This window comes from Micromonospora fluostatini (assembly GCF_050410825.1).
Lineage (GTDB): Bacteria > Actinomycetota > Actinomycetes > Mycobacteriales > Micromonosporaceae > Micromonospora > Micromonospora rosaria.
The window spans coordinates 2,501-18,264 of sequence record NZ_CP191251.1 but is presented as its reverse complement, the minus strand read 5'-3'; the positions used below and the strand labels follow the sequence as shown (position 1 = coordinate 18,264).

Below are 15,764 nucleotides of genomic sequence, written 5' to 3'. Positions count from 1 at the left end.
CTCCACCGGAAACGTCGAGAAGGGGCCCCTGCTCACACCTACATGCGGCGGACGGCGACGGTCACCTGCTCGCCGTCACCGACCTCGCCGGTGAAGCCCTCGACCCCGTCGGCGAAGTCGACCGACCCGGCCAGGACCTCCCCGGCGACGAAGTCGGTGTACGCCGACACCGCCGCTCGGACCGTCTCGGAGGCGGCGAGCAGCAGCACGATCCGGTCCGAGACGTCCAGGTCGGCGTCGCGGCGGGCCTGCTGCACCACCCGGACCACGTCCCGGGCCAACCCCTCGGCGGCCAGTTCCGGGGTGACCTCGGTGTCCAGCACCACCACGCCCTCACCGGCCGGCAGCGGCGCGGAGTGCTCCGCGTCGGCGGCGACCAGGCGCAGCTCGTACTCGCCCTCGGCGAGGGTGACCCCGGCGGCGACCGGGGCGCCGTCGACCAGCTCCCAGTCACCCGCCTTGACCGCCCGGATCACCTGCTGCACCTGCTTGCCGACCCGGGGGCCGAGCGCCCGGGGCACCACCGTCAGCACCTGCTGGCAGTAGCTGGCGACCGCCGTGGAGAACTCGACCTCCTTCACGTTGACCTCGTCGGCGACCAGGTCGGCGAAGGGGCGCAGCGCCTCGGCCCGGGGCGAGGCCACGGTCAGCCTCGCCAGCGGCAGCCGCACCCGCAGGCCCTTGGCCTTGCGCAGCGACAGCGCCGCCGAGCAGACCTCCCGGGTCGCGTCCATCGCGGCGACCAGCTCGTGGTCGGCCGGGAACTCGTCCACCGACGGCCAGTCGGTCAGGTGCACCGACCGCTCGCCGGTCAGCCCGCGCCAGATCTCCTCGGCGGTCAGCGGCGCCAGCGGCGCCACCACCCGGCAGAGCGTCTCCAGCACCGTGGCGAGGGTGTCGAACGCGTCCGCGTCACCGGACCAGAACCGGTCCCGCGACCGGCGCACGTACCAGTTGGTCAGCGCGTCCAGGTACGACCGGACGGTGGCGCACGCACCGGAGATGTCGTACGCGTCCATCTGCCCCTGGACGGTCTCGACCAGTTCCCGCGTCTTCGCCAGCACGTACCGGTCGAGCAGGTGGCTGGCGGCGGGGCCGCCGCTGGTCGGCTCAGTGTCGACCTTCCGCTTGGCCCGGTGGCCGTCGGCGTTGGCGTAGAGCGAGAAGAAGTACCAGACGTTCCACAGCGGCAGCAGCACCTGCCGGACGGCGTCCCGGATGCCCGCCTCGGTCACCGCCATGTCCCCGCCGCGTAGCACCGGGGAGGACATCAGCATCCAGCGCATCGCGTCCGACCCGTACGAGTCGAAGACGTGGTACACGTCCGGGTAGTTGCGCAGGCTCTTGGACATCTTGCGCCCGTCCGAGCCGAGCAGGATGCCGTGGCTGAGGCAGTTGCGGAACGCCGGCCGGTCGAACAGCGCGGTGGCCAGCACGTGCATGGTGTAGAACCAGCCCCGGGTCTGCCCGATGTACTCCACGATGAAGTCGCCCGGGTAGTGGTGCTCGAACCAGTCCCGGTTCTCGAACGGGTAGTGCACCTGGGCGAAGGGCATCGACCCGGACTCGAACCAGCAGTCCAGCACCTCCGGCACCCGGCGCATGGTCGAGCGGCCGGTCGGGTCGTCCGGGTTGGGACGGGTCAGCTCGTCCACCGCCGGCCGGTGCAGGTCGGTCAGGCGTACCCCGAAGTCCCGCTCGATCTCGGCCAGCGAGCCGTACACGTCGACCCGGGGGTAGGCCGGGTCGTCGGAGCGCCACACCGGGATCGGGGAGCCCCAGAACCGGTTACGGCTGATCGACCAGTCCCGGGCGTTGGCCAGCCACTTGCCGAACGAGCCGTCCTTGATGTGGCCGGGCGTCCAGTTGATCTGCTGGTTCAGCTCGACCATCCGGTCCTTGAACCGGGTCACCGCGACGAACCACGACGACACCGCCTTGTAGACCAGCGGCGTGTCGCAGCGCCAGCAGTGCGGGTAGGAGTGGGTGTAGGTGTCCTGCTTGAGCACCACCCCCCGCTCCTTGAGCTGCCGGATCACCGGCTTGTTGACGTCGAAGACCTGCTCCCCCTCGAAGGGCGGGACCAGGGCGGTGAACCGGGTGTGGTCGTCGACGGTGACGATGGTCGGGATGCCGGCCGCGGTGCAGACGTTCTGGTCGTCCTCGCCGAAGGCCGGGGCCAGGTGCACCACCCCGGTACCGTCCTCCGTGGTGACGAACTCCGCGCCGAGGACCTGGTACGCGTTCTCCCCGGCCTGCTCGACCAGGAAGTCGTAGAGCGGCGTGTACCGGCGTCCGACCAGGTCCCGGCCGTACACCGTGCCGACCCGCTCGTACCCCTCCAGCTCCTTGGCGTACGCGGCGACCCGGGCCGCGCCCACCACGTACCGCTGGCCGTCGCGCTCCAGCACCGCGTACTCGATGTCCGGGCCGACGGCGAGCGCCAGGTTCGACGGCAGGGTCCACGGCGTGGTGGTCCAGACGCCGACCCGCACCGGCCCGCGCACCGGCTCCGGGGCGGACTCGTCACCGGTCAGCTCGAACCAGACCGTCAGCGCCGGGTCGTGCCGGTCCCGGTACACGTCGTCCATCCGGGTCTCGGTGTTCGACAGCGGCGTCTCGCAGCGCCAGCAGTACGCCAGCACCCGGAAGCCCTCGTAGACCAGCCCCTTGTCGTGCAGGGTCTTGAAGGCCCACATGACGCTTTCCATGTAGTCCAGGTCGAGGGTCTTGTAGTCGTTGCCGAAGTCGACCCAGCGGGCCTGCCGGGTGACGTACCGCTCCCAGTCGTGGGTGAACTCCAGCACCGAGGTGCGGCACGCCTCGTTGAACCGGGCCACCCCCAGGTCGAGGATCTCCGCCTTGCTCGTGATGCCGAGCTGCTTCTCGGCGACCACCTCGGCGGGCAGGCCGTGGCAGTCCCAGCCGAACCGCCGCTCGACGTGCCGGCCGCGCATGGTCTGGTAGCGCGGCACCACGTCCTTGACGTACCCGGTGAAGAGGTGGCCGTAGTGCGGCAGGCCGTTGGCGAAGGGCGGGCCGTCGTAGAAGACGTACTCGTTGTCCCCGTCCACCCCGGCCGGCCGGGCCTCGACGGAGGCCTCGAAGGTCTTGTCGGCCGCCCAGTGCTCCAGCACCCCGCGCTCGACCGCGGGCAGGTCGGGGCTCGCCGGCACACCGGCGGCAGTCGGGTCGTGCAACGGATAGGCCATCGGGGGTCGCTCTCCTCGTGCAGCTCACTGTCGTGTGGGTCTGCGAGGACGAACCCGGACCGGGTACGCCGTGCCGGCGCCCCCGGGACAGGCCCGCGGTACCACCCCGCTTGGCGGCCGAGATCGACCGCCCGCTCGTTGGCCGGCTGTGACGGGCCGGACCCGTCCGGTTCTACTCGGGCGCGGACGCCCTTTCTTCCGGAGGCTCCCCGGTGATGGCCGGATCGTCGCCACTGTCCCGCCCAGCCTACTCGACCCCACCCCCACCCGCCCCCAAGTAACCCCCACCCCCACCCCACCCCCGCCCCCGCGGGTTGATCATGGAGTTGGCGGCGGCCCAGGGCGCTAGCCGAGACCGCCAACTCCATGATCACCGCCGGCAGGGAGGGGGCGGGGGGTGGGTGGGGTGGGTGGGGTGGGTGGGGTGGGTGGGGTGGGGTGGGTGGGGTGGGTGGGGTGGGGGTGGGGTGGTGGGGGTCACAGTGGGGGGTGGTCACGTTCGGGGGGTCGGGGGACGTCGTGGGGGTGTGGACCCCAAGCGACGGGAGGACATCATGAGTCGGATCGACCTGGAGGCGGTGGCGCCGGCCGCGTACCGCGCGGTGCTCGGGCTCGAGCGGTACGGCCGGGAGAACGTCGAGCACACCGTGCTGCACCTGGTGAAGCTGCGCGCCTCGGTCCTGAACGGCTGCGCGTTCTGCGTGGACATGCACAGCCGGGACGCCCTCGCGGCGGGCGAGTCCAGCCGGCGGCTGTTCGCCGTGGCCGCCTGGCACGAGGCGCCCTTCTTCGACGAGCGGGAACGCGCCGCGCTCGCGCTCACCGACGCGCTCACCCGGCTCGGCGACCACGGGGTGCCCGACGAGGTCTGGGACGCCGCCGCGCGGGTCTGGTCGGAGAAGGAGGTGGCGGACCTGGTGGTCGCGATCGCCACAATCAACGTGTGGAACCGAATCGTGGCGGCCACCCGGCTCCAGCCGCCGGTGCAGGAGTAACGGGCAGCAGCGCAACGACGGGGACCGGGACGACGGGAGGCGGGACGACGGGGATCGGGACGTCGACGGGGCCGGAGACCGGCCCCGGGCAGGAGGAGGCGGCCGGGGTGCTGACGGCGCACCGGCCGATGCTGCTCGGGCTGGCGTACCGGATGCTCGGCAGCCTCGCCGACGCCGAGGACGTGCTCCAGGAGGCGTACCTGCGCTGGCTGGGCGTCGACCGGGCGGCCGTGGCCGAACCCCGCCGGTACCTGTCCCGGGTGGTCACCCGGCTGTCGATCGACCGGCTCCGGGCACGACAGGCGGCCCGGGAGACGTACGTCGGGCCGTGGCTGCCCGAGCCGGTCCCCACCGCGACCGCACCGTTCGGACCACTGGAACACGCGGAGCTGCGCGACTCGCTCTCCGTGGCGCTGCTGCACCTGCTGGAGCGGCTGACCCCGCCGGAGCGGGCGGTCTACGTGCTGCGCACCGCGTTCACGCTGCCCTACGCCGAGATCGGCGAGATCCTGGACCGCCCGGCGGCGGACTGCCGGCAGGTGCACCACCGGGCGGCGGCCCGGATCGCCGACGACCGCCGGCGGTTCAGCGCCGACCCGGCCGAGCAGCGCCGGCTGCTGGACGCGTTCCTGGCCGCCGCCCGCGACGGCGACCTGGCCCGGCTGACCGACCTCGTGGCGGCGGACGCGGTCGCGTGGACCGACGGGGGCGGCCGGGTCACGGCGGCCCGCCGGCCGGTCTCCGGCGCCGACCGGGTCGCCCGCTTCTTCGCCGGCATCTACGGCCCCCGCCGGCCGCTGTTCCTGGCCACCCCGGTCGAGCTGAACGGCCAGCCCGGTCTGCTGCTGCACCGACCCGACGGCCGGCGGTACGCGGTCACCGTGGCCGCCGCCGGCGGGCGGATCACCGGGCTGTACGTGGTGGGCAACCCGGAGAAGGTGGCCCGGCTGACCGGGGTGCCGGCGGGCGGCTGAGCCGGCCGGGCGGGTGATCGACCGGTCGGGTCGAGACACCACGGGCGGGGCCGACCGGCCCCGCCCGACAGCTCCTGCGGCGGTGCTCAGCCCAGCTCGGGGAACCAGAGCGCGATCTCGCGCTTGGCGCTGTCCGGCGAGTCCGAGGCGTGCACCAGGTTCTCCCGGTTGGACAGGGCGAGGTCGCCCCGGATGGTCCCGGCGGCGGCCTTGCGCCCGTCGGTGGCGCCGATCATGCCCCGCACGACGTCGATCACCTGGTCGCCGGAGAGCACCAGCGCGACCAGCGGCCCGCTGGTCATGAAGTCCTTCAGCGGCGGGTAGAACGGCTTGTCCACGTGCTCGGCGTAGTGCTGGTCGGCGAAGTCCCCGTCCAGGGTCCGCGTCTGCATGGCGTCGATCCGCAGCCCCTTGCGCTCGAAGCGGGAGACGATCTCGCCGACCAGGCCCCGCCGGACGGCGTCGGGCTTGATCAGGACAAGCGTGCGCTCGTCCGGGCTGCTGCTGGACACGCTGGGTTCCTCCTGTACGCCGAAGGCGGTCTGGCTGGGTACGGTCAGCGTAGCGACCCGGTCCGGCCACCGGCGCGGCGGCTGCTCTTCCGCTCCGTCACCGGTCCGGCCTAGCCTGGTCCCGACCCCAGGGAGGTCCACTGTGGCGAATGGCGGGAGTCGACCCATCGCGCCGGTCCGGAAGCTGATCGCCGCCGTGCTCGGCACCGTGGCGACCTTCGTGGTGCTGTTCGGTCTGGGCATGACGAGCTGGGCCATCGTGGCGCTCGGCGTCGCCCTGGTGGCGCTCGCGATCGCGCTGGGCACCGTGCAAGGCGGCGGCCGTACCTGGGTGGTCGGCGTCGGGCACGTGCACAGCGTCTCCGAGCCACCCACCCAGTACGCGTTCGGTCGCTGCGAGCTGCAACTCGTGATCGACGCGCCGGGGATGCCGCCCCGCACCAAGAAGATCATCGAGCCCCGGGTGCCGGTGGCCAAGTGGCCGTCGCTCGGGCAGACGCTGCCGATCCGGGTCGCCCTCGACGACCACCGGCACGTGCGGGTGCTCTGGGACGAGGTGCCCACCCACGCCGAGGCAGCCGCCGACCTGCCGCCCGAGTTCGCCGCCGCGGCGGCGGCCGAGCCGGTCGACGAGGTGCTGCTCCAGCAGGAGGCCCCGCCCTGGGCCGACCGGGTCGGCGACGACCTCCGGGACGACCTGCGCGACGACTTCCGGGACCCGCCGGTGCTCGACCCGCTCGACGACGACCTGGGCGCCCGGCCGGAGCGCCGGGAGCCGGTGGTGGTGCACCAGCGTCCGGGCGGCCCGGTCGTCCTGGAGGGCACCCTGGTCGAACAGCCCGCCGGGACGCTGCCCCGCCGGGCCACCCCCGGCCCCCGTCCGCCCGCCGAGGAGCAGCCCGACCCCCCGGTCGAGGAGCGGGTCGACACCCCCGTCGCGACCCGGCAGGAGGCACCGGCCGACCCGGTGGACGTCCCGCCCGCCCAGCGGGGTTCGGGGTACCCGGTGGACCCGGTCGACGTCCCGGCCGGGCAGGGCTCGGGGTACCCGCTCGACTCGCCGGCCCCCGGCCAGCGCACCGGCTCCGACCTGCCGGAGTCCGATCCGTTCGACCGGTCGCCGGCCGACCCGGTCCACCAGCCGGCGACCGACCCCACGGCCCGGTCGGACAGCGGCCCGCCGAGCCGACCGAACAGCGGTCCGACGAGCCGGCCGGAGAGCGACCCGATCGACCTGCCGCTGGACGACCCGGCGACGGCCCGCGCCACCGACCCCGGTCTGGGCGACGCCGACCTCGACGCGGCGATCTTCGGGTACGACCCGGACACCGTCGACCTCGACCCGGCCGCCCCGATCAGCGGCGTCGGGATCACCGTGCTGGTCACCGACCTCACCCGGTCCCTGGACTTCTACCGGGACGTGCTCGGCTTCACCGAGGTGGACCGGGGCTCCGGCAACGCGGTGCTCGCCTCCGGCACCACCCGACTGGTGCTGCGGGAGGTCAGCGAGGCGGCACCGATCAGCCGCCGGCTGGTCCACGTCAACCTGGAGGTCAACGACATCCAGGCGGCGTACGAGCGGCTGCGGGACAACGGGCTCCGCTTCACGTACGCCCCCCGGGTGGTCAACCGGGGCACCAAGCTGGAGGTCTGGGCGGCGGCGTTCCGCGACCCCGACGGCCACGGCATCGCCCTGACCCAGTGGCGGACCCTCACCGGGGCCTGACCCGCCGGCCCCGCCCTGTCAGGCGTCGGGCCCGCCCCGCCGGCCGGTCGTCGGCCCGGGGGCGGGCCCGAGGATCAACCGCCGCACGTGCAGCGCGTACGCCCACACCAGGGCGAAGATGACGCCGAGCGCCAGCAGCGACCAGTGCAGCAGGCCGGACAGGATCAGCGCCCCCTGCAGCACGGTGCCGGCGTGCCAGGCCCACGGCCGGCGCATCATGCCGGCGAGCAGCACCGCCGCCACGGCGATCACCACGACGACCGCGATGGTCGCCCCGCTCAGGTCCCCGCCGAGCACCCGGATCGGCTGGATGCCGAGCAGCAGCACCAGCGCCTCCAGGCCCAGGGTCGCCGCGCCCAGCCCCCGGACCGCCCGCTCCGGGTCACGCAGCCCGGAGCGGGGCGCCCCCTCGGTCGGCGCCTCGGCCGGCACGTCGTCCGGCTCGGGGCCGGGTCGCTGCGGGCCGGTCATCGCTTCAGCAGCCGGCGGGCGTCGGCCACGGTCACCACCGACCCGGTGATCAGCACACCCACCCCGCTCAGCTCTCCCGGCACGTCGGACTCGGCGGCGGCCACCGCCGCCTCGATCGCGTCCGGCATCTCCTCGGCCACCTCCACCCGGTCCGGCCCGAACACCTCGGCCGCCAGGGCGCCCAACTCGGCGGCGGGCATCGCCCGGGGCGAGCTGTTGCGGGTGACCACCACCGAGTCGAGCACCGGCTCCAGCAGCTCCAGCAGGCTGGCCGCGTCCTTGTCGGCGAGCACGCCGAGCACCCCGACGAGCTTGCTGAACGCGAACTCCTCCTGGAGCGCGGTGACCGTGGCGGCCATGCCCTGCGGGTTGTGCGCGCCGTCGAGCAGCACGGTCGGGGCGGTGCGTACCCGCTCCAGCCGGCCCGGCGAGCTGGCCGTGGCGAAGCCCTCCCGGACCGTCTCCACGTCCAGTTGCCGGCGCGCGCCGGCACCGAGGAACGCCTCCACCGCCGCCAGCGCCACGGCCGCGTTCTGCGCCTGGTGGGCCCCGTGCAGCGGGATGAAGACCTCCTCGTACACCCCGCCGAGGCCCTGGAGGGTGAGCACCTGGCCGCCGACGGCGACCGACCGGCGCAGCACGCCGAACTCCGCGCCCTCCCGGGCGACGGTCGCCCCCACCTCGACGCAGCGTTCCAGGATGGGCCGGGCGGCCTCCTCCTCCTGCGCGGCGGAGATCACCGTCGCGCCGGGGTGGATGATGCCCGCCTTGGCCAGCGCGATGTCCTGGATCGTGTCGCCCAGCCACTCGGTGTGGTCCAGCCCGATCGGGGTGAGCACACAGACCCCGGCCTGGATCACGTTGGTGGCGTCCTCGGCGCCGCCGAGGCCCACCTCGACCACCGCCACGTCGACCGGGGCGTCGGCGAAGGTCGCGAACGCCAGCGCCGTGGTCATGTCGAAGTAGGTCAGCGGCTCGGCCGACCGCTGGTCGACCAGCCCGGCCAGCGGGGCCACCTCCCGGTACGTGGCGACGAAGCGGTCCTCGCTGACCGGCTCCCCGTCCAGGCTGATCCGCTCCCGGACGGTCTCCAGGTGCGGGCTGGTGTACCGCCCGGTGTGCAGCCCGAACGCCCGCAGCAGCGAGTCGATCATCCGGGCCGTCGACGTCTTGCCGTTCGTGCCGGTCAGGTGGATCGACGGGTACGCCCGCTGCGGGCTGCCGAGGAGGTCGAGCAGGCTCTCGATGCGGTCCAGCTCGAAGACCATCCGGGTGAACCCGCGCCCGGCCAGCTCGGCGTCGACGGCGGCGAAGTCGGCGTGCCCGGCGCGGACCCCCCGGTCGGTACGCTCCGCCCGCGCCGGGCGCCCGCCACGGGCGGCCCGGCCGGCCGCGCCGGCACCGTCAGTGTCGTCGGTGTGCTCGTTGTCGTCGGTGTGCTCGGTACGGTCGGTCACGAGGGCAGTGCCTCCAGCGCGGCGTCGATGCGGACCAGGTCGGCCCCGGCCACCGCGAGCCGGTCCCGGATCTTGGCCACCACGGGCTCCGGCGCCTTCCCGACGAACGCCGGGTTGTCCAGCTTCGCCCTGGCCTGCGCCACCTCCTTCTCGGCGGCGGCGCGGTCCTTGGTCAGCCGGGCCCGCTCGGCGGCCACGTCGATCGAGCCCCGGGTGTCCAGCGCGACGCTCACCTCGCCCGGCATGGTCAGGGTGGCGCTGGCCTGGAAGCCGTCGTCGCCGGTGTCCAGCCGGGCCAGGGAGCGGATCAGCGGCTCGTGCGCCGCGATGCCCGCCCCGGCCAGGCCGTCCAGCCGCGCCACGACCCGCTGCGTCGGGCGCAGCCCCTGGTCGGAGCGGAACCGCCGGATCTCGGTCACCACCCGCTGCACGGTGCCGACCTCGACCTCCGCGGCGTCGTCGACGAGGGTACGGTCGGCGACCGGCCAGGCGGCGGTCAGCACCGTCTCCCCACCGGTCAGCGCGGTCCACAGCTCCTCGGTGACGAACGGGATCACCGGGTGCAGCAGCCGCAGCAACTGGTCCAGCACGTGCCCGAGCACCCGACGGCTGACGTCGGCGGCCTCGCCACCCGCGCCGAGCACCGGCTTGCTCAGCTCCACGTACCAGTCGCAGACGTCGTCCCAGGCGAAGTGGTACAGCAGGTCGCAGACCTTGGCGAACTCGTACTTCTCGAACTGCTCGTCGACCTCGGCGGTGACGTGCGCCAGCCGGGACAGGATCCACCGGTCGACGGTCGACAGGCGCTCGGCCGCCGGCAGTGGCCCGGTGGTGTGCGCGCCGTTGAGCAGCGCGAACCGGGTGGCGTTCCAGAGCTTGTTGCAGAAGTTGCGGGAGCCCTGGCACCAGTCCTCGCTGACCGGCACGTCTCCGCCCGGGTTCGCGCCCCGGGCCAGGGTGAACCGGGTGGCGTCCGCGCCGTACCGGTCGATCCAGTCCAGCGGGTCGACCACGTTCCCGAACGACTTGGACATCTTCTTGCCGAACTCGTCGCGGACCATGCCGTGCAGGGCGACCACGTCGAACGGCTGCCGGCCGTCCATCGCGTAGAGGCCGAACATCATCATCCGGGCGACCCAGAAGAAGAGGATGTCGTACCCGGTGACCAGCACGCTGGTCGGGTAGAACTTCGCCAGGTCCGGGGTCGGGTCCGGCCAGCCGAGGGTGGAGAACGGCCACAGCGCGCTGGAGAACCAGGTGTCCAGCACGTCCTCGTCCTGGTGCCAGCCCTCGCCGGTCGGCGGTTCCTCATCGGGGCCGACGCAGACCACCTCGCCGTCCGGGCCGTACCAGACCGGGATGCGGTGGCCCCACCAGAGCTGCCGGGAGATGCACCAGTCGTGCATGTTGTCGACCCAGGCGAAGTACCGCTTGGCCAGGTCGGCCGGCTCGATGGCCACCCGGCCGTCGCGCACCGCGTCCCCGGCCGCCTTCGCCAGCGGGGTGGTGTTCACGAACCACTGCAACGACAGCCGGGGCTCCACGGTCGTCTTGCACCGGGAGCAGTGCCCCACCGCGTGCACGTACGGCCGCTTCTCGGCCACGATCAGGCCCTGCTCGCGCAGCGCGGCGACGATCGCCGGCCGGGCCTCGAACCGGTCCAGCCCCTGGAACGGGCCGGGCGCGGTGATCACGCCCCGCTCGTCCATGACGGTCACGGCCGGCAGGTCGTGGCGCTGGCCGATCTCGAAGTCGTTGGGGTCGTGCGCCGGGGTGACCTTGACCATGCCGGTGCCGAAGCTCGGGTCGACGTGCGCGTCCCCGACGATCGGGATCCGCCGCCCGGTGAGCGGCAGCTCCACCTCGGTGCCGATCAGGTGCCGGTACCGCTCGTCGTCCGGGTGCACGGCCACGGCGGTGTCGCCGAGCATCGTCTCGGCCCGGGTGGTGGCCACCACCACGTCGTCGCTGTACCGGATGGAGACCAGCTCACCGTCGTCGTCGGTGTGCTCCACCTCGATGTCGGAGAGGGCGGTCAGGCAGCGCGGGCACCAGTTGATGATCCGGTTCGCCCGGTAGATCAGGCCATCGTCGTAGAGCTTCTTGAAGATCGTCTGTACCGCCCGGGACAGCCCCTCGTCCATGGTGAACCGCTCGCGGTCCCAGTCGACGGAGTCGCCCAGCCGGCGCATCTGGCCGAGGATCGCCCCACCGGACTCGGCCTTCCACTGCCAGACCCGCTCGACGAACTTCTCCCGGCCCAGGTCGTGCCGGGACAGCCCCTGGCCGGCGAGCTGCCGCTCGACGACGTTCTGGGTGGCGATGCCGGCGTGGTCCATGCCGGGCAGCCAGAGCGCCTCGAAGCCCTGCATCCGCTTGCGCCGGATCAGCGCGTCCTGGACGGTGTGGTCGAGGGCGTGGCCCATGTGCAGTACACCCGTCACGTTCGGCGGCGGGATGACGATGGTGAACGGCGGCTTGTCGCTCTCCGCCGACGCCCGGAAGTGGCCGGCGGCTACCCACTGCTCGTACCGTCGCTGCTCTACCTCGCCGGGCTGGTACTGGCCGGCGAGGGTCGGGGCGTCGGGGCGTCGGGCATCCAGGTTCTCGGTCACCCTCAAAGTCTACGAACCGCTTCGGCGGAGCCGACGTGCGCCACCGGTGCTTCGCGTACGGTGGCGGTCATGTCCGACGCACACGTCACCGGTGGCGCCGCCGCCGGTGGGTCCGCACCCGCCACCGGGCAGCCCTACGCCGACAACGCGCCGCTGATCGAGCTGAGCGAGGAGCCCATCGAGCTCAGCAACCACGACCCGGACGGCGAGCCCGAGCGAAAGCTCCTCCGGTCCCGCCGGGCCCGCTGGGCGCTGGCCGTGGCACTGGCGGTCGGGCTGGCCGGCGTGGGCAGCCTCGGCGTGGCCGGCTGGCGGGTGGCCCAGCAGAAGGACGCCGACCTGGCCACCCCCGACAAGATCGGGAGCCTGGTCCGGGACGACCGCGAACGGGCCCGCAGCACGGCGGACTACCTGCGCAGCGGGTTCGCCGCCCAGATCGACCTGGACCGCAGCTTCGGCGCGGTGTACGTCGATCCTGACGACGAGAGTCGGCCGGTACTCGTCTTCGGCGGGGCCACCCTGCTCTGGCAGCCGGAGCGGGACCTCGACACGCTCTTCACGCTGACCGCGGGCGACACCGGCGAGGTCACCGACATCCGCGAGGTGTCCGCCGGCCCCCTCCGCGGGGTGATGAAGTGCGGCGCCACCAGCGGTGAGGGCGGTGACCTTCCGGTGTGCGGCTGGGCCGACCACGGCAGTGTGGTGATGGCCATGTTCCCAGGCCGTACCGTCACCGACGCGGGAAACCTGCTCCGGGCCGTCCGCGAGAAGATCCAGACCCGACCCTGACCCGTGTCGCCGGCCCGTTCCAGGTGGACGGGCCGGGCCGGCCGGTTGTCGGGTCCGGGAAAAACGACGTGAGGGCCACCCCATAGGGGTGGCCCTCACGTGAAGAATGTCCGGCGGCGTCCTACTCTCCCACACCCTCCCGAGTGCAGTACCATCGGCGCTGGAAGGCTTAGCTTCCGGGTTCGGAATGTAACCGGGCGTTTCCCCTCCGCCATAACCGCCGTAACCCTATCGACATATCAAACAACACCCACACGGGTCTGCTGTTCGCTTGTCAAGAGTTGCACAGTGGACGCGTAGCAGCTTCGTAGTCAAGTCCTCGGCCTATTAGTACCGGTCAACTCAACCCGTTACCGAGCTTACATCTCCGGCCTATCAACCCAGTCGTCTCACTGGGGGCCTTACCCACACAAAGTGTGGTGGGATACCTCATCTTGAAGCGAGCTTCCCGCTTAGATGCTTTCAGCGGTTATCCCTTCCGAACGTAGCCAACCAGCCGTGCCCCTGGCGGGACAACTGGCACACCAGAGGTTCGTCCGTCCCGGTCCTCTCGTACTAGGGACAGCCCTTCTCAAGTATCCTACGCGCACGGCGGATAGAGACCGAACTGTCTCACGACGTTCTAAACCCAGCTCGCGTACCGCTTTAATGGGCGAACAGCCCAACCCTTGGGACCTGCTACAGCCCCAGGATGCGACGAGCCGACATCGAGGTGCCAAACCATCCCGTCGATATGGACTCTTGGGGAAGATCAGCCTGTTATCCCCGGGGTACCTTTTATCCGTTGAGCGACACCGCTTCCACACGCAAGTGCCGGATCACTAGTCCCGACTTTCGTCCCTGCTCGACCTGTCAGTCTCACAGTCAAGCTCCCTTGTGCACTTGCACTCAACACCTGATTGCCAACCAGGCTGAGGGAACCTTTGGGCGCCTCCGTTACCTTTTAGGAGGCAACCGCCCCAGTTAAACTACCCACCAGACACTGTCCCTGAACCGGATAACGGCCCGAAGTTAGATACCCGAATCAACCAGAGTGGTATTTCAAGATTGCCTCCACCCATACTGGCGTATGGACTTCACCGGCTCCCACCTATCCTACACAAGCTAACTCAAATACCAATGTCAAGCTATAGTAAAGGTCCCGGGGTCTTTTCGTCCTGCCGCGCGTAACGAGCATCTTTACTCGTACTGCAATTTCGCCGGGCCTGTGGTTGAGACAGTGGGGAAGTCGTTACGCCATTCGTGCAGGTCGGAACTTACCCGACAAGGAATTTCGCTACCTTAGGATGGTTATAGTTACCACCGCCGTTTACTGGCGCTTAAGTTCTCCGCTTCGCCCCGAAGAGCTAACAGGTCCCCTTAACGTTCCAGCACCGGGCAGGCGTCAGTCCATATACATCGAATTACTTCTTCGCATGGACCTGTGTTTTTAGTAAACAGTCGCTTCCCCCTGCTCTCTGCGGCCATACAACGCTCCACCCGCACGGGGCTTCACGTCTCCGGCCCCCCTTCTCCCTAAGTTACGGGGGCAATTTGCCGAGTTCCTTAACCACAGTTCACCCGATCGCCTTGGTATTCTCTACCTGACCACCTGTGTCGGTTTGGGGTACGGGCCGCTCGGAACTCGCTAGAGGCTTTTCTCGGCAGCATAGGATCACTGACTTCACCTGAATCGGCTCGGCATCACGTCTCAGCCTCAATGTGTTGCGGATTTGCCTACAACACGGCCTACACGCTTACCCCGGCACAACCACCGGCCGGGCTCAGCTACCTTCCTGCGTCACCCCATCGCTTGACTACTACCCGCCAGGTTCCCAGCCTCCCCACCATCAACCCGAAGGTCTCAAATGGTTTGGGTGGTTAGCACAACGAGGTTCATCACGGGCGCTCCTTCGCGGGTACGGGAATATCAACCCGTTGTCCATCGACTACGCCTCTCGGCCTCGCCTTAGGTCCCGACTCACCCAGGGCGGATTAACCTGGCCCTGGAACCCTTGGTCATCCGGCGGAAGGGTTTCTCACCCTTCTTTCGCTACTCATGCCTGCATTCTCACTCGTGCCGCGTCCACAACTCGATCACTCGGCTGCTTCACCCCCGGCACGACGCTCCCCTACCCATCCACACACCTGCACGGAAACCCGAAAGCCTCCGCGGGGTTAAAATGTGAATGCCACAGCTTCGGCGGTGTACTTGAGCCCCGCTACATTGTCGGCGCGGAACCACTTGACCAGTGAGCTATTACGCACTCTTTAAAGGGTGGCTGCTTCTAAGCCAACCTCCTGGTTGTCTATGCGACCCCACATCCTTTTCCACTTAGCACACGCTTAGGGGCCTTAGCTGGTGATCTGGGCTGTTTCCCTCTCGACTACGAAGCTTATCCCCCGCAGTCTCACTGCCGCGCTCTCACTTACCGGCATTCGGAGTTTGGCTGATTTCGGTAAGCTTGTGGGCCCCCTAGACCATCCAGTGCTCTACCTCCGGCAAGAAACACACGACGCTGCACCTAAATGCATTTCGGGGAGAACCAGCTATCACGGAGTTTGATTGGCCTTTCACCCCTAACCACAGGTCATCCCCCAACTTTTCAACGTTGGTGGGTTCGGCCCTCCACGCGGTCTTACCCGCGCTTCAGCCTGCCCATGGCTAGATCACTCCGCTTCGGGTCTAGGACACGCGACTGAATCGCCCTATTCAGACTCGCTTTCGCTACGGCTCCCCCACACGGGTTAACCTCGCCACATGCCACTAACTCGCAGGCTCATTCTTCAAAAGGCACGCCGTCACCCCGCAAGGCTCCGACGGATTGTAGGCGAACGGTTTCAGGTACTATTTCACTCCCCTCCCGGGGTACTTTTCACCATTCCCTCACGGTACTCGTCCGCTATCGGTCACCAGGAAGTATTTAGGCTTACCAGGTGGTCCTGGCAGATTCACGGCAGATTTCAGGAGTCCGCCGCTACTCGGGAACACCCACAGGAGACCAGCCACTTTCACCTACCGGACTCTCACCGT

The 15,764-nt window shown here is 70.3% G+C and carries 9 protein-coding genes and 2 rRNA genes (1 of these 11 cut by a window edge); 4 read left to right on the top strand and 7 right to left on the bottom strand.

Translation table 11 applies throughout. The features are described from left to right. Positions 1-38: 38 nt before the first annotated feature. Positions 39-3,212, bottom strand: a complete 3,174-nt coding sequence (ileS, locus tag ACQUFX_RS00060; protein WP_428963986.1) for an isoleucine--tRNA ligase — start codon at positions 3,210-3,212, stop codon at positions 39-41. Positions 3,213-3,766: 554 nt separating this feature from the next. Here ileS and ACQUFX_RS00055 point away from each other — a divergent pair. Beyond that, a complete protein-coding gene (locus ACQUFX_RS00055; protein ID WP_428963985.1) occupies positions 3,767-4,207 on the top strand; it encodes a carboxymuconolactone decarboxylase family protein in 441 nt (146 codons plus the stop codon). A 107-nt stretch (positions 4,208-4,314) separates the two neighbouring features. Continuing rightward, positions 4,315-5,181: an RNA polymerase sigma-70 factor gene (locus tag ACQUFX_RS00050; protein WP_428963984.1), complete on the top strand. Its 867-nt coding sequence runs from the start codon at positions 4,315-4,317 to the stop codon at positions 5,179-5,181. 86 nt (positions 5,182-5,267) lie between these two features. On the opposite strand, the gene ndk is transcribed toward ACQUFX_RS00050, so the two are convergent. After that, the gene (gene ndk / locus ACQUFX_RS00045; RefSeq protein WP_067373566.1) at positions 5,268-5,693 is read right to left on the bottom strand and encodes a nucleoside-diphosphate kinase; all 426 of its coding nucleotides are present in this window, start codon (positions 5,691-5,693) and stop codon (positions 5,268-5,270) included. 142 nt (positions 5,694-5,835) lie between these two features. Between ndk and ACQUFX_RS00040 the strand changes: the two genes are divergently transcribed. After that, a complete protein-coding gene (locus ACQUFX_RS00040; RefSeq protein WP_428963983.1) occupies positions 5,836-7,419 on the top strand; it encodes a VOC family protein in 1,584 nt (527 codons plus the stop codon). An 18-nt stretch (positions 7,420-7,437) separates the two neighbouring features. Here the strand turns inward: ACQUFX_RS00040 and ACQUFX_RS00035 are convergent, their stop codons facing one another. The 3 genes from ACQUFX_RS00035 to ACQUFX_RS00025 form a co-directional block, all read right to left on the bottom strand. Beyond that, entirely contained in the window at positions 7,438-7,890 is a 453-nt protein-coding gene (locus ACQUFX_RS00035; protein WP_428963982.1) for a DUF4233 domain-containing protein, read from the bottom strand. Continuing rightward, positions 7,887-9,158 carry a bifunctional folylpolyglutamate synthase/dihydrofolate synthase gene (locus ACQUFX_RS00030; RefSeq protein ID WP_428966807.1) on the bottom strand — a complete coding sequence of 424 codons (1,272 nt, stop codon included), beginning with the start codon at positions 9,156-9,158 and terminating at the stop codon, positions 7,887-7,889. Before ACQUFX_RS00030 ends, ACQUFX_RS00035 begins: the two co-directional genes overlap by 4 nt. 185 nt (positions 9,159-9,343) lie before the next feature. Beyond that, a complete protein-coding gene (locus ACQUFX_RS00025) occupies positions 9,344-11,962 on the bottom strand; it encodes a valine--tRNA ligase (RefSeq protein ID WP_428963981.1) in 2,619 nt (872 codons plus the stop codon). Positions 11,963-12,031: 69 nt separating this feature from the next. Here ACQUFX_RS00025 and ACQUFX_RS00020 point away from each other — a divergent pair, with 69 nt between their 5' ends. Next, entirely contained in the window at positions 12,032-12,751 is a 720-nt protein-coding gene (locus ACQUFX_RS00020) for a hypothetical protein (RefSeq protein WP_428963980.1), read from the top strand. Between the two features lie 108 nt (positions 12,752-12,859). Here the strand turns inward: ACQUFX_RS00020 and rrf are convergent. Together rrf and ACQUFX_RS00010 are read right to left on the bottom strand one after the other, a co-directional pair. Beyond that, a 5S ribosomal RNA gene (gene rrf / locus ACQUFX_RS00015) occupies positions 12,860-12,976 on the bottom strand. 82 nt (positions 12,977-13,058) lie between these two features. Beyond that, positions 13,059-15,764, bottom strand: a 23S ribosomal RNA gene (locus tag ACQUFX_RS00010); it runs 406 nt beyond the window's last position.

Coding starts and splice junctions, on each gene's coding strand:
- ileS (WP_428963986.1), bottom strand. CDS start 3,212: ATGGCCTATCCGTTGCACGACCCGACTGCCGCCGGTGTGCCGGCGAGC.
- ACQUFX_RS00055 (WP_428963985.1), top strand. CDS start 3,767: ATGAGTCGGATCGACCTGGAGGCGGTGGCGCCGGCCGCGTACCGCGCG.
- ACQUFX_RS00035 (WP_428963982.1), bottom strand. CDS start 7,890: ATGACCGGCCCGCAGCGACCCGGCCCCGAGCCGGACGACGTGCCGGCC.
- ACQUFX_RS00030 (WP_428966807.1), bottom strand. CDS start 9,158: ATGGTCTTCGAGCTGGACCGCATCGAGAGCCTGCTCGACCTCCTCGGC.
- ACQUFX_RS00020 (WP_428963980.1), top strand. CDS start 12,032: ATGTCCGACGCACACGTCACCGGTGGCGCCGCCGCCGGTGGGTCCGCA.